This is a genomic window from Kitasatospora sp. NPDC101157 (assembly GCF_044768255.1).
In the GTDB taxonomy this organism is placed as follows: Bacteria; Actinomycetota; Actinomycetes; order Streptomycetales; family Streptomycetaceae; genus Kitasatospora.
Map to the genome: position 1 here is coordinate 60,995 of NZ_JBIWPL010000012.1, position 22,620 is coordinate 83,614.

General features: G+C 74.2%; 20 protein-coding genes. 11 read left to right on the forward strand and 9 right to left on the reverse strand.

From position 1 onward, the window contains the following. Positions 1 to 81 precede the first annotated feature (81 nt). The 3 genes from ACIRVF_RS23250 to ACIRVF_RS23260 all read left to right on the forward strand — a co-directional run bounded on the left by ACIRVF_RS23250 (position 82) and on the right by ACIRVF_RS23260 (position 3,405). On the forward strand, positions 82 to 474 hold the full coding sequence (locus tag ACIRVF_RS23250; protein ID WP_402820892.1) for a BlaI/MecI/CopY family transcriptional regulator: 393 nt from the start codon (positions 82 to 84) through the stop codon (positions 472 to 474). Next, positions 474 to 1,628: a M48 family metalloprotease gene (locus ACIRVF_RS23255; RefSeq protein ID WP_402820895.1), complete on the forward strand. Its 1,155-nt coding sequence runs from the start codon at positions 474 to 476 to the stop codon at positions 1,626 to 1,628. Before ACIRVF_RS23250 ends, ACIRVF_RS23255 begins: the two co-directional genes overlap by 1 nt. A gap of 184 nt (positions 1,629 to 1,812) precedes the next feature. Further along, the gene (locus ACIRVF_RS23260; RefSeq protein ID WP_402820898.1) at positions 1,813 to 3,405 is read left to right on the forward strand and encodes a GAF domain-containing protein; all 1,593 of its coding nucleotides are present in this window, start codon (positions 1,813 to 1,815) and stop codon (positions 3,403 to 3,405) included. On the opposite strand, the gene ACIRVF_RS23265 is transcribed toward ACIRVF_RS23260, so the two are convergent. Further along, complete coding sequence (locus ACIRVF_RS23265; protein WP_402820901.1) at positions 3,324 to 3,824, reverse strand: SsgA family sporulation/cell division regulator; 501 nt, start codon at positions 3,822 to 3,824, stop codon at positions 3,324 to 3,326. The genes ACIRVF_RS23260 and ACIRVF_RS23265 overlap by 82 nt on opposite strands. 329 nt (positions 3,825 to 4,153) lie before the next feature. Between ACIRVF_RS23265 and ACIRVF_RS23270 the strand changes: the two genes are divergently transcribed. After that, positions 4,154 to 5,482, forward strand: a complete 1,329-nt coding sequence (locus tag ACIRVF_RS23270; protein WP_402820904.1) for a hypothetical protein — start codon at positions 4,154 to 4,156, stop codon at positions 5,480 to 5,482. Positions 5,483 to 5,709: 227 nt separating this feature from the next. Further along, positions 5,710 to 7,029, forward strand: coding sequence for a TerD family protein (locus ACIRVF_RS23275; RefSeq protein ID WP_402821269.1), 1,320 nt, complete (start codon positions 5,710 to 5,712; stop codon positions 7,027 to 7,029). Between the two features lie 355 nt (positions 7,030 to 7,384). On the opposite strand, the gene ACIRVF_RS23280 is transcribed toward ACIRVF_RS23275, so the two are convergent. Beyond that, positions 7,385 to 7,534: a hypothetical protein gene (locus ACIRVF_RS23280; RefSeq protein WP_402820907.1), complete on the reverse strand. Its 150-nt coding sequence runs from the start codon at positions 7,532 to 7,534 to the stop codon at positions 7,385 to 7,387. Positions 7,535 to 7,611: 77 nt separating this feature from the next. Between ACIRVF_RS23280 and ACIRVF_RS23285 the strand changes: the two genes are divergently transcribed. Then, complete coding sequence (locus ACIRVF_RS23285) at positions 7,612 to 8,199, forward strand: SGNH/GDSL hydrolase family protein (RefSeq protein ID WP_402820910.1); 588 nt, start codon at positions 7,612 to 7,614, stop codon at positions 8,197 to 8,199. 67 nt (positions 8,200 to 8,266) lie between these two features. After that, on the forward strand, positions 8,267 to 8,755 hold the full coding sequence (locus ACIRVF_RS23290) for a GNAT family N-acetyltransferase (RefSeq protein ID WP_402820913.1): 489 nt from the start codon (positions 8,267 to 8,269) through the stop codon (positions 8,753 to 8,755). Positions 8,756 to 8,758: 3 nt separating this feature from the next. Here ACIRVF_RS23290 and ACIRVF_RS23295 read toward each other — a convergent pair whose 3' ends face one another. Beyond that, complete coding sequence (locus ACIRVF_RS23295; protein ID WP_402820916.1) at positions 8,759 to 9,451, reverse strand: RraA family protein; 693 nt, start codon at positions 9,449 to 9,451, stop codon at positions 8,759 to 8,761. A gap of 148 nt (positions 9,452 to 9,599) precedes the next feature. Between ACIRVF_RS23295 and ACIRVF_RS23300 the strand changes: the two genes are divergently transcribed. Continuing rightward, positions 9,600 to 10,199 carry a Uma2 family endonuclease gene (locus ACIRVF_RS23300; protein WP_402820919.1) on the forward strand — a complete coding sequence of 200 codons (600 nt, stop codon included), beginning with the start codon at positions 9,600 to 9,602 and terminating at the stop codon, positions 10,197 to 10,199. 61 nt (positions 10,200 to 10,260) lie between these two features. Here the strand turns inward: ACIRVF_RS23300 and ACIRVF_RS23305 are convergent, their stop codons facing one another. The 4 genes from ACIRVF_RS23305 to ACIRVF_RS23320 form a co-directional block, all read right to left on the reverse strand. Beyond that, positions 10,261 to 11,190 (reverse strand): proline dehydrogenase family protein, encoded by a 930-nt coding sequence (locus tag ACIRVF_RS23305; protein ID WP_402820922.1) that lies wholly within the window; start codon positions 11,188 to 11,190, stop codon positions 10,261 to 10,263. Positions 11,191 to 11,351: 161 nt separating this feature from the next. Further along, positions 11,352 to 12,980, reverse strand: a complete 1,629-nt coding sequence (pruA, locus tag ACIRVF_RS23310) for an L-glutamate gamma-semialdehyde dehydrogenase (protein WP_402820924.1) — start codon at positions 12,978 to 12,980, stop codon at positions 11,352 to 11,354. 177 nt (positions 12,981 to 13,157) lie between these two features. After that, complete coding sequence (locus ACIRVF_RS23315) at positions 13,158 to 14,411, reverse strand: FAD-dependent oxidoreductase (RefSeq protein ID WP_402820927.1); 1,254 nt, start codon at positions 14,409 to 14,411, stop codon at positions 13,158 to 13,160. Continuing rightward, complete coding sequence (locus tag ACIRVF_RS23320; protein WP_402820930.1) at positions 14,408 to 15,004, reverse strand: PadR family transcriptional regulator; 597 nt, start codon at positions 15,002 to 15,004, stop codon at positions 14,408 to 14,410. The genes ACIRVF_RS23315 and ACIRVF_RS23320 overlap by 4 nt, the downstream gene beginning before the upstream one ends. 157 nt (positions 15,005 to 15,161) lie before the next feature. Here ACIRVF_RS23320 and ACIRVF_RS23325 point away from each other — a divergent pair, with 157 nt between their 5' ends. Further along, positions 15,162 to 16,763 (forward strand): PucR family transcriptional regulator, encoded by a 1,602-nt coding sequence (locus tag ACIRVF_RS23325; RefSeq protein WP_402820933.1) that lies wholly within the window; start codon positions 15,162 to 15,164, stop codon positions 16,761 to 16,763. A 21-nt stretch (positions 16,764 to 16,784) separates the two neighbouring features. On the opposite strand, the gene ACIRVF_RS23330 is transcribed toward ACIRVF_RS23325, so the two are convergent. After that, positions 16,785 to 17,957, reverse strand: a complete 1,173-nt coding sequence (locus tag ACIRVF_RS23330; RefSeq protein WP_402820936.1) for a hypothetical protein — start codon at positions 17,955 to 17,957, stop codon at positions 16,785 to 16,787. A 136-nt stretch (positions 17,958 to 18,093) separates the two neighbouring features. Here ACIRVF_RS23330 and ACIRVF_RS23335 point away from each other — a divergent pair, with 136 nt between their 5' ends. After that, positions 18,094 to 18,552 carry a VOC family protein gene (locus tag ACIRVF_RS23335; RefSeq protein ID WP_402820939.1) on the forward strand — a complete coding sequence of 153 codons (459 nt, stop codon included), beginning with the start codon at positions 18,094 to 18,096 and terminating at the stop codon, positions 18,550 to 18,552. A 49-nt stretch (positions 18,553 to 18,601) separates the two neighbouring features. On the opposite strand, the gene ACIRVF_RS23340 is transcribed toward ACIRVF_RS23335, so the two are convergent. Continuing rightward, entirely contained in the window at positions 18,602 to 20,227 is a 1,626-nt protein-coding gene (locus ACIRVF_RS23340) for a hypothetical protein (RefSeq protein WP_402820942.1), read from the reverse strand. A 327-nt stretch (positions 20,228 to 20,554) separates the two neighbouring features. On the opposite strand from ACIRVF_RS23340, the gene ACIRVF_RS23345 reads away from it, so the two are divergent. After that, the gene (locus tag ACIRVF_RS23345) at positions 20,555 to 21,886 is read left to right on the forward strand and encodes an MFS transporter (protein WP_402820944.1); all 1,332 of its coding nucleotides are present in this window, start codon (positions 20,555 to 20,557) and stop codon (positions 21,884 to 21,886) included. The last annotated feature ends 734 nt before the right edge of the window (positions 21,887 to 22,620 follow it).

Here is a 22,620-nt window from a genome sequence, read left to right on the forward strand (position 1 = left end):
CGGTGGGAACCCGCCCAGGACCGTCTACAGTGACGTAGACGGTCTACATGACTGTAGACGAAAGCTGGAGGAAGCGCCGCCATGTCCGACGTACCGTCCGCCCGCCGGCCCGCCGGCGAGCTGGAGGCCGAGGTGCTGGCCGCCCTCTGGTCCGCCCGGCAGCCGATGACGCCGCAGGACGTCCAGACGGCGCTCGGCGGGGTCCTCGCCCGCACCACCATCGCGACGATCCTGGCCCGGCTGCACGACAAGGGCACGGTCGAGCGGACCCGGGCCGGCCGCGCGTACGCGTACACCCCGACCGTCCAGGACACCGCGGGCCTCGCCGCCCGCCGGATGCACACCGAGCTCGGCCGCGAGGCCGACCGCTCCACCGTGCTCGCCCGCTTCGTCTCCGACCTCTCCGCCGAGGACGAGCAGCTGCTGCGCGAGCTGCTCGGCGACGGCGGACCGGGATCGGCGGGCGCACCGTGATGCTCGCCGTCTGGGTGCCGCTGCTGCTGCCCTTCCTCGCCGTCCCGCTGGCCCGCCGCCTCGCCGAGTCGCTGTCGCCCCGGGCCGCCGCCTGGCTGCTGGCCGGCACCGCCACCGTCCTGGCCGGCGGCACCCTCTGCTCCCTCGGCCTGCTCGCCACCGCCGGGCTGCTCCAGCTGCCCCCGGTAGCCGCCCTGGGACACCTCTCGCTGCCCTGGCTCACCGCCGCCGCGCCCAGTGCGCCGGTCGCGGCCGCGCTGGCCGGCCTGGTGCTCGCCGCGCTCGCCGCACGGGCGGTCCGGACCGCCCACCACCGCCGGCTGGAACTGCGGGCCGCCCGGGCCGCACTGCCCGTCGCGCCCGCGCTTCCCGCGCCGGCTCCCGCCGCTCCGCTCTCGGCCGCTCCCCACTCGGCCGCTCCCCACTCGGGCGCCCCCGTGGATGACCAGCATTCGGACATGCGCCCCCTGCGCGCCTCCGTGCGCCGCGCACGCGCCACCCGGTGGCTCCGGTCCCCGCTGGCCCTGCTGCGGCAGCCCGCCGAGTACCCGCTCACCGTGCTGGACGACGAGCACGCCGACGCCTTCGCCCTCCCCGGCCGCCTGCGCCGCCCCGGCCGGACCGGCGAACCCGGCCGGATCGTGGTCACCTCCGGGATGCTGCGCGCCCTCAGCGGCCCCGAGCGCTCCGCCCTGCTCGCCCACGAACGCGCCCACCTGACCGGGCGCCACCACGTCTTCCTCGCCCTCGCCGAGCACGCCGCCGACCTCCACCCGGCGCTCCGCCCGCTGCGAGCGCCCCTCGGGTACCACCTGGAGCGCTGGGCCGACGAGGTGGCCGCGGCCCGGGTCGGCGACCGTGCCGTGACCGCCCGCGCGGTCGGCCGGGCCGCCCTCGCCGCCAGCCGTTCGCCCTGGCCGGCCCGGCCCCGACTGGTCGCCGCCGCGCACTCCGGCCCGGTCCCGCGCCGGGTCGCCGCCCTGCTCCAGCCCCGCCCCGCCCGCCCCGCCGGCACCCCGGCCACCCGGCTGCGCGCCGTCGCCCTGGCCCTGGCCGCCTGCCTGGCGCTGACCACCGGCGCCACCCTGGAGGCCACCGCCGACCTGCACCGCACCGTCGAGGCCGCCCAGCACGAACCGGGCGCGTCCCGCTAGGAAGCCGACCCGGAACCCGCCGCGAGCCGCCCCGCACGGAGCGCCGGTGCACCTCGTAACGGTTTCCGTACCGAGCGGTATGCGGACTTGGCAGACCCCGTCCCCACGCGCGCACCGCACCCGTACGCTTTCGTCAGCGCGTCGACCCCGGCGCGTCCTCGAACGGCGGCGAGGAGCTACACGAGTGCGGCAGACCGGACGGCAGTCCCGACGACCAGAGCGCCGCACCCCGCCGACCGCGGCGGAGCTGGCCAAGGTCCACGAGCGCACCCTCGCCGACGCCGCCGCCCGCGAACTCGCCTTCCCCGAGACCGGCGGCCCCGGCGGACCGGGCGGATCGAACGGGCCGGGCGGCCCCGGCGGACCGAACGGGCCGGGCCTGCTCGAACCCCGCCCCGAGATCGGCGACTCCTGGGCCCGGCTGCGCCGCCTCGGCCTCGACCCCGACACCGGCGCCGCCGCCGTCCTGCTCGGCCCCGCCGAGCTGGAGCAGCGCCGCCGGTCCAGCGGACTCGACAGCGTCATGCCGGTGCTGCGCGAGACCCTGCTCGGGCCGGTCGGCCAGACGCCGCTGATCCTCGCCATCGCCGACGCCGAGGGCCACGTGCTCTGGCAGGACGGCGAGCGCGGCCTGCGCCGCAGCGCCGACCGGATCGGCTTCGTCACCGGCGCCCGCTGGATCGAGGAGAGCGTCGGCACCAACGGCATCGCGGTCGCGCTGCGCGCCCAGCGCCCGATGCACGTCCACTCCGCCGAGCACTACCTGCGCAGCCACCACACCTGGACCTGCGTCGCCGCGCCCGTGCACGACCCGGCCACCGGCCGGCTGGTCGGCGCGATCAACCTCAGCGGCCCGGCCCACAACGTCCGCCCCTACCTGCTCCAGCTCACCGCCACCGCCGCCCGGCTGGCCGAGACCGAGCTGCGCGCCCACCGGCTGGAGTCGCTCAACCAGCTGCGCACCCTGGCCGCCCCGCTGCTCGCCCGGGTCGGCGGCCCGGCCCTGGTGGTGGACGCGGACGGCTGGACGGCCGCCGCCGCCGGGCTGCCGCCGCCCAGTCGGCTCCGCATCCCCAGCGAGGGCTGGGCCCCGGCCGCCGTGCACTGGGTGCCGGGGCTGGGCGAGTGCGTGCTGGAGCCGCTCGCGGACGGCTGGCTGGTGCGCCCGGCCCGCCCGCCCGGGACGGACGGCTCCGGCACGGTGAGCGCCGAGCAGGCCGACGGCGCCCGGCTCCTGCTCGACCTGCGCAGGGCGGACCGCGCCGAACTGTCCGTCCGCGGCGCCGCCGACAGCTGGTCGCACCCCGTCAGCCCGCGCCACGCCGAACTGCTGCTGCTGCTCGCCACCACGCGCGAGGGCAGCACCGCGGCGCAGCTCGCCGAGGCGCTGTTCGGCGACGCCGGGCGGACGGTGACGGTCCGGGCCGAACTGTCCCGGCTGCGCCGCTACCTGGGCGGGCTGCTGGCCCACCGGCCGTACCGCTTCGCCGACTCGGTGCTGGTCACCGTGCAGGGGCCGGAGGACCCGTACGACCTGCTGCCCTCCTCCACCGCGCCGGCCGTACGGCGGCTGCGGGCGGAGCTGGCGGCGGACCTGGTACGGCTGCCGGGTGCCGCGGCGCCCCTGCCTTCTCCGCCGCCTTCCCCCCTGTCCCCGCCGCTGCCCTCGCCGCGTTCCGACGGCGAGGCCGGGGATCAGCCGCCCGCGAGCAGTGCGGCCAGCTGGGCGTCGGTCGGGCCGCAGTCGCGCTCCTGCTCGACCGAGACCAGCGCGTAGGTGCGGTCCAGCCAGGCCTTCACCCGGGGCTTGGAGACCTCCAGCAGGGCGCTGCCGTGCGGGGATTCGAGCGCCAGGTGCAGCGTCGAGCCGTGGCAGGGACAGTACGCCGGCCACAGCTTGACGTCGCCCTGGCCGCTCAGCGTCTGCAGGCCGTCGCGCAGCAGGTCGCGGGAGAACACCCAGTCCGCTTCGTCCGGACGCCCCAGGTGGAAGGTCAGCAGCACCTCGTAGGGGCGCGCGGCGTCGAAGCGGAACCGGGTGCGCACCTCGCCGACCACTTCGTCGCCCAGCGAGATCCGCAGCGTCAGCACCTCCTCCACCGCCGCCGGAGCGGCGGTGGAGCCGCCCCCATCGCCGCCCGTGGGGGTGGCGGCGAGGGGGGCACTGGAGGCTGCGGACAGCGGGTCGGGCGGCATGACGGTCTCTCCGGGAACGGCGCGGGATGCCATCAGCCTGCGCCACCGCCGCCGGGTGGGCAAGGGTTGCAAGGGGGTTGCAACAACGCTCCTCCGGGCCCGACCGATCCCGGTCGGACTCATCGGACGGGCCGTCAACTTCCTTCCATCGAACGGATGTCCGGAAAACCGAGCGATTCCGTCCACCCTCCGGCCACCCGCTGGTACGCTCTCCCCCTCCCGACGCGGGCCCGCGGCGGGACCGGCCCGGGACGGCCGGATCCGGGCCCGTCGCCGGTGCGTGGGAGAATACGGCGACGCGACGGCAACTTCGGGGAGGGAGGGGTCTGGTGGCTGTGCGCGGGGAGACCGCGTGGGACGTGCAGCACGAGCCCGCACGGCAGGGTCGGCACGGTCGGCCACGTCCGTTCGGCGGCCGGTTCCGGCTGCCCACCCTCCGCTTCTCCGGCGCCGCGATGGCGATGTCCACCGTCGTCGGCATCAGCATCGCCACCACCCTCCTGCTGAACGAGCAGCAGGGCATCGGCCGTCGGGCCGGCGTCGCCCGTGTCGGCACCACCCCGCCGCCCAGCCCCGGCGCCACCGACCAGGCAGAGGCTGCCTCCGACCGGGCCACGGACACACCCGCGCCGCCCTCCGGCAGTCCGCACGGCCCGAAGCCCCCGGGGCACGCCCCGGCCCACCCGTCCGGCCCGGCGAACGCCGCGGCCCACCCGTCCGGCCCGGCGAACGCCGCGGCCACGCCTCGGGACGGCCTGCGGGCGGGGACGGCCGTCCCGGTCACGCCGTCGACCGGCGGCCAGGCCTCCGCCGGGCACGACCCCCGGCCCTCGGCCGACGCCCCCGCGAACGGCACCGGCACGGGCGGGCAGCCGAACCCCGGAGCCTCGCCCGCGGCCCAGCCGTCCACGCCGCCGCCGTCGTTCACGCCCTCCACCGGGCAGCCCGACGCGGGCCAGGTCGGCGCGGCACAGGCGGGCGCCGGACGGACCGACACCGGACAGTCCCCGCACCCGCCCGGGCTCCAGTCGACCACCCCGGCCCGGCCCGGACCCGCCTTCCCCGGCGCCGCCCTTCCCGCCCCCGGCCGCCCGCTGCCGCCGCCCGGCACCGGCGCGCCTGACACCGGCGCCCCTGACACCGGCGTGCCTGGCACCGGCGCGCCCGCGACCGGCGCGCCCGCCGCCGAGGGCTCCGCCCCGGAGGCCGACCAGGCCCTGACCGGCGCCGGCCTGACCGCCACGGTCGGACGCGACGGCCTCCGGCACGCGCTCGACCTCACCGTGGCCGAGCCGGTCACCGCCCTGCAGGCCGAATTCCGGCTCGCTCCGGGCGAGTTGGCCCCCGGCGACGGCGCCGCCTGGACCGACCTTCCGGGCGCCGTGGTGACCACCCAGCAGGAACGCGGCACCCTGGTCTACCGCTTCACCACCCCGCCCGGCACGGACGTGAAGCCCGGCCGCTACGCCTTCGTGGTGCGCGGCACCCGCCCGGCCGATCCGGTCGGTCCGGTCGGTCCGGTGCGCAAGCCGGGCCCGCCGGAGACCTGGAACGCCGCCGCCTTCGGCATCGACCACCCCCGGGCGGTCGCCGCACTCGGCGGCTTCGGCCCGCTGCTCCCGCAGCCCGCCCAGCACCGGGCGCCCCACGCCCGCTGACCGCCCGTCGGCGATCGGCCGGTCGGCCCCCGGCTCCGGCCCGGCGCTCCGATCGCCCGGCCCGCCGACCGGTCCCGGAAGCCGTTCGGGCCGTCCGACGATCAGGCAGTTCACCGGGCTCATCCCCGCACCCACGTTCGTTACTGTGGGCAGCACCCGGCCCGGCGCCCCACCGGCCCCGGCCCGGGCCGTCGTTCCGCACCCGAGGAGGAGCCTTGTCCACCGTCCTGACCCAAGGCGGCAATGCACCGCTGACCGCCGCGCGGGTGACCGTCGAGGTCACCGCGCCCAAGGCGCTGGACGTCTCCGGCCTGCTGCTGACCGACGCCGGCAAGGTCCGCTCGGACGCCGACTTCGTCTTCTTCAACGCCCCGCACGGGCCCGGCGTCAGCCTCCGCCCGGCCACCGCCGGAGCGCCGGACGCGATCACCGTCGACACCCCGGCCGTCCCGGCCGACATCAGCAAGGTCGTGATCACCGCCAGCCCGGCCGACCAGTCCGCGACCTTCGCCGGGATGGAGCCCACCGCCACCCTCCGGGACGCCGACACCGGCGAGGTGCTGGTCACCTTCACTCCGCCCCGGCTGGGTCTGGAGACCGCGCTGATCGTGGTCGAGGTCTACCGGCGGAACGGGGTCTGGAAGGTGCGCGCGGTCGGCCAGGGCTACGCCGACGGCCTGGCGGGCATCGCCACCGACTTCGGCGTCACCGTCGACGACTCACCCGCTCCGGCGCCGCAGCCGGTCCCGGCCGCGACTCCTGCCCCGGCCGCGGCTCCTGCCCCGGCCTCGCCGAGCGCGCCGACCGTCCAGATCCACTCCACGGCCGAGGCCACCCCGCCCGCCCCGCCGCTGCCGCCGGTGCCCCCGGTCGACCCCCGGATCGCCCTCGCCACCGTCCCGTCGATGCCCACGATGCCCCCGGCTCCGGCCCCGGCCGCCCCCGCAGCCCCGGCCCCCGCCGAGCGCCCCAGGGTCACCCTGGACAAGGGCCGGGTCAGCCTGGTGAAGGGCAGCTCCGTCTCGCTGGTGAAGAACGGCCGCCCCTTCCTCTCCTCCGTCCGGATGGCCCTCGGCTGGGAGTCCGCCGCCCGTGGCCGGGACATCGACCTGGACGCCTCCTGCCTCGCCTTCGACTCCCGGCACCAGCGCCTGGAGACGGCCTGGTTCATGAAGCTGACCATCTTCGACGGCGCGATCGCCCACTCCGGTGACAACCTGGTCGGCGGTGACGGCGGCGACGACGAGGCGATCACCGTCCACCTGGAGGGCCTGCCGGCCGAGGTCCACGCGCTGGTGTTCGTGGTCAACTCCTTCTCCGGCCAGAAGTTCACCGAGCTGCGCAACGCCTACTGCCGCCTGGTGGACGTCCGCACCGAGGAGGAACTGGTCCGCTTCGACCTCACCCAGTCCGAGCCGCGCACCGGCGTGGTGATGTGCAAGCTGGTCCGCCGCCCCTCCGGCGAGTGGGAGATGACGGCGCTCGGCGAGTTCGTCGACGGTAAGACCGCCCGGGCGATGATCGAGCCGTCCGCCGCCCTGCTCTGACGCCGTCCCGCCCGGACGCCGCCCTGCTCCGAATCCGTCCCGTCCGAATCCGTCCCGTCCGACGCCGTCCTCCTCCGAATTCAACGTCAGTTCGGCGCATGCGAATTCACCCCCCTGGGGCATCAAGTCGTCCACGGATCGACTCGATTGACTCTCAGGGGGGTGAAGAGCACTCTCCCTTCCACCGCTGAGGAGAGACCGTGCGCCGCTTCCCGTCCCGCCTCGCCGTCGCCGGCACCGCCGTCGCCCTGACCGCGGGCCTCATCGCCCCCACCGCCGCCCAGGCCGCCAACAACCCCGCCACCGGGCCCGCCGCCCGCGCCGCCGCACTGAAGTGGGCCGCCCTCGGCGACTCCTACTCGGCGGGCGTCATCGAGGCCGCCGGCGACCTGACCGCGCCCCAGGACGGCTGCGCCCGCACCACCGGCTCGTACCCCGAGATCATCCGCAGCGACCTGGGCTCCATGGCCGAGCTGAGCAACGTCAGCTGCAGCGGCGCCACCATCCCGGACGTCTACGCGAACAAGCAGAGCCCGCTCGGCCGCCCGCTGCCGCCGCTCGGCACCGACCCCAACGCCCCCCGTGCCGCCGCAGGTCGACGCCGTCGACCCGGACACCCAGGTGATCACCGTCGGCATCGGCGGCAACGACCTCGGCTTCGCCGGAATCCTCAAGGACTGCATCGAACTCGGCGCCGCCCACCTCGGCCGGGGCACCCCCTGCAAGGACAAGTACGACACCCAACTGGCCGGCCGCTTCGACGAGTTGCGCAACGACTACGACACCATGCTCGGTGCGCTGCAGGCGAAGGCCCCGTCCGCCCGGATCTTCACCGTCGGGTACCCGCACCTCATCCCCGAGAACGCCCGCCTCTGCCAGTACGGCAACCTGCTGCAGTTCGCCACCTTCACCGCCGGGGACCTCACCTGGGCCCGCACCCGCATCCTGGAACCGCTGAACCAGGTCATCGAGCGGCAGACCTCGGCCCGGCAGGCCGACTACGTCGACCTCTACTCCGGCTCCGCCGGGCACAGCGTCTGCGACGCCGACCACTGGCTGGACGGCGTGCTGACCAGCGTCGTCCCCCTCAAGTACGCCGTGGTGCACCCCAACGCCAAGGGCCAGGCCTTCGCCGCCCGCCAGGTCGAGGGGACCGTCCTCGGCAGCTGAGCCACGCCCCTCGGCGAGCACCGGAAAAGCACTGGCCCGACCGCCCGTTCGCGGTCATCCTGTTGCGATGCACATCCGCGAAGCCACCTCCGAGGACTGGTCGGCCATCTGGCCGTTCTTCCGGACCATCGTCGCCGCCGGCGAGACCTTCCCCTACCCCCTCGACATGCCCTCCGAGCTGGGCCGGGAGTGGTGGATGCACTCCGCGCCCGACCGCACGGTGGTCGCCGTCGACGAGGACGGCACGGTCCTCGGCACCGCCACCATGAACCGCAACCGCCCCGGCAACGGCGCGCACGTGGCCAGCGCCAGCTACATGGTCGACCCGGCGCACCACGGCAAGGGCATCGGACGGGCCCTGGTCGAGTACACCCTCGACTGGGCCCGCCGGGCCGGCTTCCGCGCCATGCAGTTCAACGCGGTGGTCGCCAACAACCACCACGCCGTCAAGCTCTACCGGTCACTGGGCTTCGAGATCGTCGGCACCGTCCCCGAGGCCTTCCTCCACCCGGTGGACGGCTACGTCGGCCTGCACGTCATGCACCGCCCGCTCTGAGCCCTACTCCTCGATCGCCCCGCCGACCGCGCGCAGGTGCTGCCGGAAGCTGTACGACGGTTCGGCGGCGCGCCGCTCCAGGTACTCGTCGAACCGGGTCTGCCTGCGCAGCGTGTCCCCGGCCGCGATCCGCCCGGCCTGCGCACGCTCGGTCCGGGCGATCGCGGCGGCGGTCTCCAGCACCTCCTCCACGCGGTCGGCGGGCACGAACAGCACCCCGTCCGCGTCGGCGAACACCACGTCCTCGGCGCTCACCAGGTGCGGCCCGACCCGCGCCGACACCAGCGCCTCCGGCTCCCGCCCGTCCAGCCGCATCGGCCCGAGCGGCAGCGCGCCGTAGCTGAACACCGGCAGCCCGATCTCCAGCAGCTCCGGCGTGTCCCGGTGCAGCCCCCACACCACGATCCCGGCCACCCCGGCGGCCCGCGCCTCCAGCACCGCGAGGTCCCCGATGCAGGCCTCGTCCGTCCGCCCGCCGTTGTCGATCACCAGGACGTCCCCGTCCCGGGCCGCGCCGTACGCCTCCAGGAACACGTCGACGCTCCCGTAGTGCCGCACCGGCAGCGCGCGCCCTGCCACCCGGGCTCCGGCGGTCACCGCCGCCACCCCCACCGGCGCCGCCCGCAACTCCACCCCGAGCCGCACGCACGCGTCCGCCACCAAGGGCGTGGACAACCCCTCGAACTGCTTCAACATCCCCAACTCCTCTCGCCAAGGACCCAGTTGACCAGCACCGGAATCCTACGCCGGGCTCAAACTCACACCATCGAGTGAAAGCCCGCCGTGTACTGCACAACCCGACCGGACGGCGAATAGCGTGACGTCCCTCCGAAGGAGGGGCATCATGAGTGCTGTGGCGCATGAGCAACCGATCACGAACTCCCCGTCGCAGGCCGACATCCTGCTGGAGAGCTTCCTGAGCCTGCACTCCCCCGAAGGCTTCCGGGCTGAGCTCATCGAGGGAGAGATCATCGTGGCACCACCGCCGGATGGCAGGCACGAGTACTACTTCGACCTGCTGATCGAGGAGGTGAAGGCGAAGTCAGCAGTCCGCATGCAAGGTTCCGGCAACAAGGGGCTTCGATTGGCCAGGGGCGGCCTCTGCCCCAAGAACTACGTCATCCCGGACCTGACCTTCGCTCCGAGGGAACTCGACATCTTCTGGGACGCTCCGCCGTGGATGGACCCTGACGGAGTCGCGATGGTCGCGGAGATCACCTCCAGCAAGCCCGATCAGGACCGCATCGCCAAGCGGCACTGCTACGCCAAGTCCGGCATCCCGCTCTACCTCCTCATCGACCGCGAGAAGTCGCAGGTCAGCCTCTTCTCCAAGCCGCACCGGGAGGAGTACACCGAGGTCCACCTGGCCGCCTTCGGCGAACCGCTCGCCCTACCGCCCCCGTTCGACTTCGAGCTGGACACCAAGCACTTCCTCCGAACCTAGACACGCGACGGCCCGCACCCCCCGTCAGGGGTGCGGGCCGTCGCGTTGCCCGGGCGCCCGGTCAGTTGCGGGTGGCCATGGCGCGCAGGAAGAAGGTGAGGTTGGCAGGGCGCTCGGCGAGGCGGCGCATGAAGTAGCCGTACCACTCCTGGCCGTACGGGAGGTAGACCCGCATGGTGTTGCCCTCGCCGGCGAGGCGCAGCTGCTCCTCCGGGCGGATGCCGTACAGCATCTGGTACTCGAAGGAGTCCCGGGTGCGGTTGTTCCACTGGGCCAGCTGGCCGGCGATCTTGATCATGTTGGGGTCGTGCGAGGCGATCATCGGGTAGCCCTCGCCCGCCATCAGGACCTTCAGGGCCCGGACGTACGCGAGGTCGACCTCGTGCTTGCCCTGGAAGGCGACCGACTCCGGCTCCTTGTAGGCGCCCTTGCACAGGCGCACGCGCGAGCCGGCGCCGGAGAACTCGCGGCAGTCGGCCTCGGTGCGGCGCAGGTAGGCCTGGAGGACGACGCCCAGCCAGGGGAAGTCCGCCCGCAGCTCGCGCGCGATGGCGAGGGTGGAGTCCGTGGTGGTGTGGTCCTCCATGTCGAGGGTCACCGTGGTGCCCGCGTCGGCGGCGGCCTCGCAGATGCGGCGGGCGTTCTCCAGCGCGATCTTCTCGCCGTCCACCGGCAGGAACTGGCCGACGGCCGACAGCTTGACCGACACCTCGGCACCGGCGGCGAGGCCGGTCTCCTTGAGGGCCTTGAGCAGGTGCTCGTACGCCTCGGCGGTGCCGGCGGCCTGGGCGGCGTCCTTGGTGTCCTCGCCGAGGTGGTCGAGGGTGACCTTGCGGCCGGTGGCGACCAGGTCGTCGCACGCGGTGACGGCGTCGTCGAGCACGGCGCCGGCGACGAAGCGCTCGACTATCGCGTGGGTCGGGGGGAACTTCTCGACCACGGTGCGGACCTGCGGGGACCGGGAGGCCGCGAGAAGGGCGGAACGGAGCATCGTGACTCCTGGAGCTGGTGTTTCCAAGGGTGGCAGAAAGAGGGCCGGGGCGGCGGTACGGGGGTGGGACCGCCGCCCCGGCGGGGCGATGCCCGGCTGCGGGGCCGGACCTCGCGGGTGACCGATGGCCTCTACGGCGGACCGGCCGGCATCAGGGCTGGTCAGCCCATGTGCGGGTAGCGGTAGTCCGTCGGCGGGACGAAGGTCTCCTTGATGGAGCGGGTCGAGGTCCAGCGCGCCAGGTTCTGCTTGGCACCGGCCTTGTCGTTGGTGCCGGAGGCCCGGCCACCGCCGAAGGGCTGCTGGCCGACGACGGCGCCGGTCGGCTTGTCGTTGATGTAGAAGTTGCCGGCCGCGAAGCGCAGCTTGTGCATCGCGTCCTGGGCCGCCGCGCGGTCCTGGGAGATGATCGAGCCGGTCAGGCCGTAGGCCGACACCGACTCCATCTGCGCCAGCATCTCCTCGTACTTCTCGTCCTCGTAGACGTACACGGCGAGGATCGGGCCGAAGTACTCGTCCCGGAAGTACTCCGAGGCCGGGTCCTGGCAGACCAGGACGGTCGGGCGGACGAAGTAGCCGACCGAGTCGTCGTAGGTGCCGCCGGCCAGGACCTCGACGGTGTCGTCGGCCCGGGCGCGGTCGATGGCGGCCTTGTTCTTGGCGAAGGCGCGCTCGTCGATGACGGCCGACATGAAGTTGGACAGGTCGGTGACGTCGCCCATGGTGAGGCCGTCGACCTCGGCGGCGAACTCGTCCTTGAGGTTCGCCCACAGCGAGGCGGGGACGTAGGCGCGGGAGAGCGCCGAGCACTTCTGGCCCTGGAACTCGAAGGCGCCGCGGGTCATCGCGGTCTTCAGCACGGCCGGGTCGGCGGACGGGTGGGCGACCAGGAAGTCCTTGCCGCCGGTCTCGCCGACGATCCGCGGGTAGGTGCGGTAGCCGGCGATGTTGTTGCCGACCTCGCGCCACAGGTGCTGGAAGGTGGCGGTGGAGCCGGTGAAGTGGATGCCGGCCAGCGCCGGGTGCTTGAGCGCCACGGCGGAGACGTCCAGGCCGTCGCCGGTCACCATGTTGATGACGCCCTTGGGCAGGCCGGCCTCCTCCAGCAGCTGCATCAGCAGGTGCGCGGAGTACTGCTGGGTCGGGGACGGCTTCCACAGCACCACGTTGCCCATCAGCGCGGGCGCGGTCGGCAGGTTGCCGGCGATCGCGGTGAAGTTGAACGGGGTGATCGCGTAGACGAAGCCCTCCAGCGGGCGGTGGTCGCTGCGGTTCCACACGCCGTCCGAGGAGATCGGCTGCTCGGCCATGATCTGGCGGGCGAAGTGCACGTTGAAGCGCAGGAAGTCGACCAGCTCGCAGGGGGTGTCGATCTCGGCCTGCTGGGCGGTCTTGGACTGGCCGAGCATGGTGGCGGCGGCCAGGGTCTCGCGCCAGGGGCCGGCCAGCAGGTCGGCGGCCTTGAGGAAGATCGCGGCGCGGGAGTCGAAGGAGAGCGCCTGCCAGGCCGGAGCAGCGGCCAGGGCAGCGTCGATGGCGTCCTGCGCGTCGGCCTGGGTGGCGTTGCGCAGGGTGCCGAGCCGAGCCGCGTGGTTGTGCGGCTGGACGACGTGGATCTCGGTGCCGCCGCCCATCCGGCGCTCACCGTTGATCGTCATGGTCAGCTGGACCGGCTCCTGGCCGCCCAGCTCCTTCAGCTTGGCCTCCAGACGAGCCCGTTCCGGGCTGCCGGGGGCGTAGCTGTGGACCGGCTCGTTCACCGGCGCGGGGACCTGGGTCACAGCGTCCATAGAGCGCACGCTCTCCTTCGTTCGTTGCGGGGGGATTGCCTGCGCGGGTCGCACGCAGGCCACAGCACGAACGCTATTCCTGCCTGCCCGGCCACTTGATTGGCCGGGCGGCTAAAGTCCCCCGTACGGCGTTGTCCGCCCCGACGAACGCGGTCACGCGGCGGTCACGACCGCCCGTCAGGCGGCCCGCCCCGCACGCCCCGCCGACGCCACCGACGCCACCGGCCGCTCCCAGTCGATCCGGTACCCGTGCACCGGGCGGAGCATCTTCTCCGGGCTCATGAAGGTCCGCATCATGATCGGTGCGACCACCCGGAACAGCATCCGGGCGACCGGCCCGGAGGCCTTCTGGTTGTTGGTGCGTTCCGCGTCCGCCGCGATCTTCTCCACCCGGGGCCGGCGCATCGCCTCGTACGCGGCGAAGGCCTCGGTGTGGTCGGGCAGGTCGCGCAGGCAGCGGGCGAGCTCGACGGCGCTCTCGACGGCCAGCGAGACGCCCTGGCCGGAGCTGTTGGACGGCGCGTGCACCGAGTCGCCGACCAGCACCATCCGGCCGCGGTACCAGTGCGGGACGGACGGCATGATCTCCAGCCGGGGGAAGGTCTCGACCGTCCCGGCGTCGGCGACCCGCAGCACCTCGCGGGCGGGCAGGTCCTCGGCGTGCAGCTCACGGCAGCGGCGCAGCCACTCCTCCGGGCTCACCGCGCGGACCTGTTCGTAGCTCAGCTGCTCGGGCTGGGGGATGTTGCTGAACCAGGCGGTGCCGCTGCCGTCGGCCAGGCCCCAGTATCCGAAGAAGGCCCGGGCGCCGTTGGCGAAGTGGACGGTCTCGCCGCGTCCGGCCCGTCCGGGCAGCCGGTACGGGCTGTAGCCGCCGACGCCGAGCAGACCGGTGTACCGGGCGGCGGGCGCGGCCGGGTCGATCAGGGTGCGGACGGTCGATCCGGTGCCGTCGGTGCCGATCAGCAGGTCGCCGGTGGCGCTGGTGCCGTCGGCGAAGTGCGCGGTGATGCCGTCGGCGGTCTCCTCGGCGCCCACCAGCCGTTTGCCGTGGCGCACTTCGAGGCCGGCCTCGCGCAGCCGCCGCTGCAGCACCTCGTACATCTCGGCGCGGCGCATCAGCCGCCCGCGCGGCAGGTCGGGCAGGCCCGCGAACTCGGCCAGCGTCCCGCCCTTGCCGTCCTCGATCACCATCGGCCCGACCGGCTGCCCGATCCGGCCGACCTCCGCCTCCAGGCCGACGACGGCGAGGGCGCCGAGCCCGTTGGGGGCGATCATGAAGGTCCCGCCGATGCCCTCGGCGGAGGTCTCGTAGGCCTCGAAGATCTCCGCCTCGATGCCGGCCCTGCGCAGCGCCAGCGCCGTCACCGGGCCGGCGATGCCGCCGCCGATGACCAGGGCCTTCTTCTTCGACGTACGCGTGGTGCTCATTCCAGGCTCCTCATGAACTCCTGCAGGGTCCGGTTGAACTCCGGGTCCCCGATCTGGCGGATGAGGTTCTCGGTGTAGCGGCGCTCCGCCTCCAGCAACGCGAGGGCGTACTCCTCCTCGACCACGAACATGGGGTGGACACCCATGTCCTCGGCCTTGCGCAGCATGGCGCGCGAGGTGTCGATCCGCGCGTCCAGCGCCTCCAGCCGACGGCCGAGCAGCTCGGCCGACTCCTCGGTCGGAAGTACCACCAGCAGGCAGAGGGCGACCCCGAAGGCCGGGTACTCCTCCTGCGGTTCGGCGAGCCACTCGCGCATCCAGTCCCGGAGCTCCGCCTGCCCCTCGGGCGTGACGGCGTAGACGGTGCGTTCCGGTCGCTGGGTGTCGCGGACGGTCTCCTGCTCGGCCACGAACCCGGCCTTCCGCAGCTGCTCCACGACCATGTAGAGCGAGCTGCGGTTGTACTTGATGTTGCGGTCCTTGCCGTGCTCCTTGAGCCGGCGACCCATCTCGTAGGGGTGCATCGGTTCGGCTCCGAGTTCGGCCAGGACCGCGAGGGCCAGCGGGTTCGAGACCTTGCGTCGCTTCGCCATGAGAACGTTCCTCATCACTTGGTCAGTACTGACTATCCATTCTCGGATAGTCAGAGTCAACTATTCAGGGGCAACCATCGTGGGACGGCCCGCAACTCTGTCCGCCCGGCTAAAATCAACCACACACCGTTGTCCGAGCGGATGAAGGAGGCCCGGAGTGACCACCCCCGGCCTTCCGCTCCGGCAGCTGCTGATGTCCCTGGGCGAGCCCCTCGTCGAACTCCAGGCCGCCCCACTGGGGTTGGACGTCCCCGTGCGCGACGTCGCGATCCTCGATCCGGAGGACCAGCCCACCGCCGCCCCCGGCGAACTCGTCCTCGCGATCGGTGCCCGCGGCCGCGCCGCCCTCCCCGCCCTGCGCGCGGCGGGCCGGGCCGGCGCCGCCGCCGTGGCGGTCAAGCTGGACGCCCCCGGCCAGGCCGACGCCCTGCGCGAGGCCGCCACCGACGCGGGCGTCGCCCTGCTCTCGGTGCGCCGCGAGACCCGCTGGGAGCACCTCGACTCACTCGCCCGGGCGATCATCGCCGGCCCCGACGCCCCGGACTCCCCCGGCGCCCCCGAACCCAACGCCGGTGACCTCTTCTCCCTCGCCCAGACCGTCGCCGTGCTCACCAACGGAATCGTCTCGATCGAGGACACCTCCAGCCGGGTGCTCGCCTACTCGCGCTCCTCCGACTCCGACGAGGTCGACGACCTGCGCCGGCTGTCCATCCTCGGCTGGCAGGGCCCGGAACCGTACCTCTCCAAGCTCCGCGAGTGGGGCATCTTCCAGCACCTGCGCAGCTCGGACGCCCCGATCGCGGTCGAGCCGCACCCCGAACTCGGCCTGCGCCGCCGCCTCGCGGTCGGCATCCGGGCCGGGGCGCAGCCGCTCGGCACCATCTGGGTGCAGGAGGGCGCCCAGCCGCTGGCCCCGCTGGCCGAACAGGCCCTGGTCGGCGCGGCCCGGGTGGCCGCCGCCCAACTGGTCCGCCGCCGCCGGGAGCTGTCCGCCGACGTCCGGCTCACCCAGACCCTGCTGACCGGCCTGCTGGAGGGCTCCACCGGCCCCCAGTCGCTGGCCACCCACCTCGGCCTGGACCTGCGCCGCCCGGCCACCGTGCTGGCGTACAGCGCCCACACCACCGAGGCGCTGCACCGCTCCGACGTCACCGGCCTGATCTCGGTGCACACCGCCGCCCGGCACCGCACCGCACTGCTCGCCCCGATCGAGTCCCGGGTCTACGTGCTGCTGCCCGAACTCCCGCCGGGCCTGCCGATGACCACCCTGCGCGGCTGGGCCGACGAGGTGGTCACCGCCGCCCGGGAGCACCTCGGCGTGCCGCTGCGCGCCGCGATCGGCTCGACCGTCGAGGGCCTCTCCCAGGTGCCGGACTCCCGCGCCCAGGCCGACCGGATCCTGGACGCGATGGGCCGCGGCGGGGTCGACCTGGACGTCGCGGCGCTGATCGACGTCCAGGCCGAGGTGCTGGTCAGCGAGATGCTGGCGCTGCTCCAGGAGCGCGGCGGCCTGCGCGACCCGCGGCTCACCGCGCTCACCGAGTACGACCGCCGGCACGGCACCCGGCTGGCCGAGTCGGTGCTTGCCTGGCTGGACGCCCTCGGCGAGGTCCGGGTCGCCGCCGACGCCCTGCACATCCACCCCAACACCCTGCGCTACCGGGTGCGCCGCGCCGAGCAGTTGACCGGCATCGACCTCGCCCAGCCGCAGCAGCGGCTGCTGGCGATGCTGCAACTGCGGCTGCCCGCGGACGAGTAGTCACCCGTCCTCGCGCACCGGTCAGCCGCGCCCGGCCCGCCACTGCTCCCAGGCCGACAGCCACAGCTCCTCCACCAGCCGCTGCTCCTCCCAGGCCGCCTGCCCGCCGCAGCCCGGCCGCTCCCGCCACAGCTGCTCCCAGGCCCGCTGGGCCGGCAGGCTCGCCACCTCGCTGGCGAACACCGTGTACCGGACGACCTCCTCGACCGCCGCCTCCCCCTCCGGCGTGCCGACCAGCCAATGCGTCTGCCGGGACAGCCGGTTGAGGTGGTTGACCATCGAGGTCACGGCCGCCGCGGCCTCCTCCCGGGTCTCCGTGGCGAGCCGCATCTGCTGGCGCACCGCCGCCTCCCAGCGCACGGCGCAGGCGTCCCCGCGCAGCCCTCGCGGCAGCCGCGGCGTACGCCCGACCCGCACCTGCGCCTCGATCGCGGCGGCCTCCGCGATGCTCTGGGCGATCAGCTCCCGGTGTGCCTCCAGCCCGGCGGCGGGCGGCAGTTCGCGCTCCTCGACCGGCACGTACCGGGCCCGCCGGGCGGCGAGGTCGCGCAGCAGCTCGGTGCGTCCGCGCAGGTAGCACTCGAAGTCCCCGATCCCGCCGAGCTCCACGCAGCCGGGCGGCAGCCCGCGCCCGCACACCGTGACGGCCTGCCCGCCGACCCGCAGCCGCCCGGCCCAGACCTGCCCGGCCGCCCCGCCGCCGGACGCCACCGGCCGGTCCTCGTGCACCTCCACCGCGCAGGACTCGCCGTCCACGGTGATCCACTCGCGCAGCGCCCGCACCAGGCCCGGGCCGTCGCCCTCGTCGATGCCCAACTGCTCGTAGACCCGGTCGCGTTCGTCCTCCACCACGTCCTCCAGCTCGGGCAGCACCTCGCAGCCGTCGGCCCCGGGCCGGTAGGTGCGCACGGTCACGTACGGCCCGGCCGCGGTGGTCCAGTCACCGACCTGCACCTCGACCCAGCGCAGCTCGCCGCCGCAGGTCTCGAAGGCCGCCAGCGCCTCGCCGCGGCCCGCCGGCCAGGCCACGCCGTACACCGGGAAGTCCACCGCGGCGAGGGTCCGGCGGGAGAACTCCTCCTGATCGGCGAAACGATCCTGCCCGCCCGGCCGGTCCGGCCCCGACCGCCCGGCGTTCCACTCCCGGGGTTCCTGGGGCCTTCCGCCGTTCTCCCGCACCATCCTGTGCCGCACCCCCGAGTCCTCGCGCCCGCACCGCTGACGCCACCTTACGTGGCCGCAGCTGCCGGGTCATCAGCTCGACTGACGGACAGGGGCGGTGGCCGTGTCAGTGGGGCCGGTTGTCAGCCGCCCTCCCTACGCTGGCGGCATGACAGCACAGAACAGCGCAGCCCAGGCCGCCTTCCCCGCCCGGATCAGCATCGTCACCCTCGGCGTCTCCGACCTCGACCGCAGCGCCCGCTTCTACGAGGACCTCGGCTGGAAGCGCTCCTCCGCCTCCAGCCCGGAGATCGTCTGGTTCCGCACCGCCGACTCGGTGCTCGGCCTCTTCCCCAGCGAGGAACTGGCCGCCGACGCGGGCGTGCCCGCCACCGGCGAACCGTCCTTCCGCGGCGTCACCCTGGCGGTGAACCTGGAGTCCCCCGCGCTGGTGGACGCCGCGCTGCGGACGGCCGTCGAGGCCGGCGCCGTGGTGGTCAAGCCGCCGGTCCCGACCAGCTGGGGCGGCTACTCGGGCTACTTCGAGGACCCGGACGGGCACCTGTGGGAGCTGGCCCACAACCCGTTCTTCCCCTTCACCGAGGACGGCTCGCTGGACCTCCCGTAGGGGCCCGGCGGCCCGGCCCTCCGACCGGCGCCCCCGGGCCCCGACGGGCTCAGCCCTTGGACCGCGCCTTGAAGGCCGCCTTGCGCGCCTCCTTGGCCAGCGCCCGGTCCGTGTGCAGCTCCCCGATCGCCTCCAGGACGTCCGCCGTGTACGGGTGGTCGACCCGCCACAGCTCACCGAACCACGCGGCCGGATCGCCCTTCACCGGCAGGTCGGTGATCAGCTCGCGCAGCAGCGCGGCGTCGCCGCCGCTGTCCAGCAGCTGGGCGGCGAAGGTGTCGACCACCGTCCACAGCGCCATCGACCGCTCCGGCACCGGCACGTCCGTGGCGCCCAGCGCGGACAGCCAGGCCCGGGCCGAACCGCCCAGCTCCGGGTCGTCCAGCACCTCCCGGACGGCGGGCTCGGCCTCCGCCCCCAGCAGGTTCAGCGCCGAGACGCACAGCATCCTGCGCAGCGGCCCGTACGCGTCGTCACCGCGCGCGGCCGCCAGCAGCTCGCGCGCCGCCGGCACCGGCTCCCGGCCCTCCACCCAGACCCGCAGCTCCTCCTCCGGCAGCACGTTGGCCGACTCGCACACCCCGCGCAGCAGCTCCGCCGCGTCCCCCTGGGCCAGCTCGCCGACCAGCGGCGCGTCGTAGCCGTCCTCCAGCAGCCACTGGCGGATGCCGTACTGGCCGAGCGGGGTGAGCCGGACCAGCCCGAAGCGGGCCGACTCCTCCTCGTCCAGCGGCGCCTCGCCGACGACGGGCTCCTCGCCCTCCTCCTCGTCGAACAGCTCCGGGTCGATCGGGCGGTAGTCCAGCAGGCCCAGCTCGGCGAGGTCGCCCAGCATCGGGTCCAGGGCGACCATCACGTCCGTGATGTCGCCGAGCAGCTCCTCGCTCGGCTCCTCGCCCTCCGGCACCACCAGCAGCGCGGCCAGCACGCCGAGCGGGACGGTCTCGTTGCCCGGGTCGGCGAAGGCGGTGGTCTCGTACAGCACCTGCAGCGCCTCGTCGAGCAGCTCGGCGGCGGCGTCCCGGGCCTCCTCGACCTCGTTCAGGCCGTCCTCGTCCTCCTCGCCGCCGTCCGCCGGAGCAGGCTCCGCGCCCTCCTCCTCGTCCTCCTCCGGCAGCGAGTCCGCCTCCACCGCCAGCTCCCGGACGATCCCGGCGGCGGTCAGCCACAGCTCCAGGACGGTGTCCGGGTCCCCCTGCTCGGCGGGTTCCAGGTCCGGCCCCGGCACGGCGACGTGCTCGCCGTCCTTGGTCGTGCCCAGCTCCACCAGGTCCAGGTCGCAGGCCAGCGACCAGGCCCGCAGCGCCTCGACCTCGGCCTCCTCGGGCACCTCGCCCTCGGCGGGAGCCAGCCCCAGCAGCCGGGCGGCGGGCGCCCGGTCCTCCTCGACCAGGTCGCCGAACTCGTCCACCGTCCGGTGCGGGGACGCCCAGCGGGCCAGCGCCAGGGCGTAGCCGAACATCGGGACGGCCTTCGCCTGCTCGGCCAGCTCCTGCTCCGGGGGCAGCTTCACCGGCGGCACCAGGACCGCCGCGTCGTCCAGGTCCTCGTCGTCCAGGCCGTGCGCGGCGAACGCCCCGTAGAGGTCCTGGAGCTCCATGTCGGCGGGCAGCACGGCCTCGGCCGCACCCTCCCCCGCCGAAGCCCCACCGTTCTTCCGACGTCGTCCGGCCATCGTTGTGCGCTCTCCCTCAGCCAGCGGTCAGCTCGAACAGCTCCGCGTACCCGATCTACCACCTCAGCGTATAGGCCGGGCACCCCCGATGCCCGGCCGCAAGGGGCGCGCACAGGGGCGCGCGCCGCTTCCGTGCGCCCACCCTTTATCCTTCGCAATGGTGTCTGCGCACACCCCGTGCAGTCCCACCGGGCAACGAAGCCCGAATCCTCAGCTCATCCGCTCCACCAGGGAGCCCCGCACCGCGGCCACACCACAGCGCCTCAGGACGGGCGCACCGGCACACCCCGCCGACCCGGTGGTGCCCTGCCACAGGAGACCCCTCACATGGCGGACCTCTCCCCCGCCGGCTCCGGCCTGCGCACCGCGCAGTTCGACGGACGCCGACTGTCGGAGGCCCTGCTCCCCCTGGAGCTCGCGCCGCGCGCCCAGCTCCAGCTCGCCGCGATCAGCCGCTGGAACGCGATGCGCGGAGTCCGCGTCGGCCTGGTCGCCGCCGCCCTGCTGTTCATGCTGATCGGTGCCAACCTGGCGACGCCGATCTACCCGCTCCTCCAGCAGCGCCTCGGACTCGGCCCGCTCGACACCACGATCCTCTTCACGATCTACGTGTTCGCGCTGGTCCCGGTGCTGGCCATCGTCGGCCACTGGTCCGACCACCTCGGGCGACGCGCCCTGATCCTGCCCGCCGTCGCGCTGGCCGCCGCCGGCGACGTCGTGTTCGCCACCTCCGGCAGCTTCTGGCAGCTGGCGGTCGGCCGCGCCGTCCAGGGCATCGCGGTCGGTTTGTCCACCGGCGCCGCCGGGGCAGCCCTCGGCGACCTGCTGCCCGACCACCCGACGCTGGCCGCCAAGCTCACCCTGGCCTGCTCGGCGGGCGGCGTCGCCCTCGGCCCGGTCGTCGGCGCCCTGCTGTCCGGCGGCTCGGACCCACTGATGACCCCGTTCCTGCTGCACGCCATCGCCCTGGTCGCGCTCTGCGTGCCGCTGGCCGTCGTCCACCCCCGGATGCCCGGCCGCAACCGCCCGCCGGCGTCCCCGCCGCGCATCACCACCCCGGCCCACCTGCGCCCCCAGCGCCTGCGGCTGCCGCGCACCGGCCGCCGCGAGTTCCTGCTCGCCGCCTCGGCCGGCTTCGTCTCCTACGCGGTCTTCGGCGTCTACCTCAGCCTGGCCCCGGCCTTCGCCGCCAAGCTGCTGCACACCCCCTCCCACCTCGTCGGCGCGATCGTGGCCGCCCTGCTGCTCGGCTCATCGGCCGCCGCCCAGCTGATCGTGCCCCCGACCTCCGACCGTCTGGTCATCGCCCTCGGCATGACCGGCCTGGCCACCGGCCTCGCCCTGGTCGTCGCCGCCGGCTACACCGGCACCCCGGCCCTGCTCTTCATCGGCAGCGTCCTCGGCGGCGCCTGCCAGGGCGTGGCGTTCCGCTCCCTCTTCACCACCGCCGTCGCCGCGATGAACCCGGAACGCCGGGGCTCCGAGATGAGCTCCCTGTGGATCATCGTCTACCTCGGCAGCTCCCTCCCCATCGTCGCCGTCGGCGCCCTGGTCAAGAGCTACGGCCTCCTCCCGGCCGTCAGCGGCTTCGCCACCGTCGCCGCCCTCCTCTGCACCGCCCTCGCCGTGGCCGTCGCCCGCAAGCCCAAGCAGGCCTGACCGCCGCACGACGAACGCCGCTGCCCGGGACTTCCTCCGAAGTCCCGGGCAGCGGCGTTTCGGCCTGAACCTATGCGTTCCAGGGCTTCCAGGCGTCAGTGCCGATCTCGAACCCAAATGGCTTCGGCAGCCGCACTGCTTCGCCGAACTTCCGTTCCCCCAGCACCTCGTACGTCCCAGGAGAGGTTTGCGCGGCATCAGGTTGACGACTCATCCCGAAGCCCGGCTCCTCCGCCTTGGCCACCGGGGACCAAGGAACAACGTCGAACGCGGCGTCGTCACCATGGGGAAGGAACCCGCCTCAGCTGCTGAACGCTGTTGGCGCCGTCCTCTGCACCGCCCTCGCGGTGGCCGTCGCTGCCCGGAGCGATCACACAGAAGGCGAGCACAGGCAGCGCCACTACGGCCAGGTTGCGCAAGCTCTCATCGGTCTGCGGAACATCCGCGATCACCAGCCGAGGAGTGGTCCAAGGCGTATCACCCGGCGCCACCCCTGGTTGACCAGCTCGCTCGCCGACGGTGGGGCGCGGCCGTATGGCCGCACGGCAAGATCGTCCACGCCGGCCTCGGCGTTTCCCCACCAACGCACGCCGGCGCCGGCGAGGACTCCGCCCGCACGGACCAGTCGTCACACCGACGGGTGGACCGACGTCGGGCGCCCCCCCCCCCCCCCCCGCCCCCCCCCCCCCCCCCCCCCCACCCCCACCCCGTGAAAAAAGGGCGCCCCCCCCCCG

Excerpts from the sequence above, each read along its gene's own strand:
- ACIRVF_RS23250 (WP_402820892.1), top strand. The coding sequence starts at position 82 with ATGTCCGACGTACCGTCCGCCCGCCGGCCCGCCGGCGAGCTGGAGGCC.
- ACIRVF_RS23255 (WP_402820895.1), top strand. The coding sequence starts at position 474 with ATGCTCGCCGTCTGGGTGCCGCTGCTGCTGCCCTTCCTCGCCGTCCCG.
- ACIRVF_RS23265 (WP_402820901.1), bottom strand. The coding sequence starts at position 3,824 with ATGCCGCCCGACCCGCTGTCCGCAGCCTCCAGTGCCCCCCTCGCCGCC.
- ACIRVF_RS23280 (WP_402820907.1), bottom strand. The coding sequence starts at position 7,534 with ATGGTGGCGCCGCTGCAGCTGACGTTGCTCAGCTCGGCCATGGAGCCC.
- ACIRVF_RS23290 (WP_402820913.1), top strand. The coding sequence starts at position 8,267 with ATGCACATCCGCGAAGCCACCTCCGAGGACTGGTCGGCCATCTGGCCG.
- ACIRVF_RS23295 (WP_402820916.1), bottom strand. The coding sequence starts at position 9,451 with ATGTTGAAGCAGTTCGAGGGGTTGTCCACGCCCTTGGTGGCGGACGCG.
- ACIRVF_RS23300 (WP_402820919.1), top strand. The coding sequence starts at position 9,600 with ATGAGTGCTGTGGCGCATGAGCAACCGATCACGAACTCCCCGTCGCAG.
- ACIRVF_RS23305 (WP_402820922.1), bottom strand. The coding sequence starts at position 11,190 with ATGCTCCGTTCCGCCCTTCTCGCGGCCTCCCGGTCCCCGCAGGTCCGC.
- pruA (WP_402820924.1), bottom strand. The coding sequence starts at position 12,980 with ATGGACGCTGTGACCCAGGTCCCCGCGCCGGTGAACGAGCCGGTCCAC.
- ACIRVF_RS23315 (WP_402820927.1), bottom strand. The coding sequence starts at position 14,411 with ATGAGCACCACGCGTACGTCGAAGAAGAAGGCCCTGGTCATCGGCGGC.
- ACIRVF_RS23320 (WP_402820930.1), bottom strand. The coding sequence starts at position 15,004 with ATGGCGAAGCGACGCAAGGTCTCGAACCCGCTGGCCCTCGCGGTCCTG.
- ACIRVF_RS23335 (WP_402820939.1), top strand. The coding sequence starts at position 18,094 with ATGACAGCACAGAACAGCGCAGCCCAGGCCGCCTTCCCCGCCCGGATC.
- ACIRVF_RS23340 (WP_402820942.1), bottom strand. The coding sequence starts at position 20,227 with ATGGCCGGACGACGTCGGAAGAACGGTGGGGCTTCGGCGGGGGAGGGT.
- ACIRVF_RS23345 (WP_402820944.1), top strand. The coding sequence starts at position 20,555 with ATGGCGGACCTCTCCCCCGCCGGCTCCGGCCTGCGCACCGCGCAGTTC.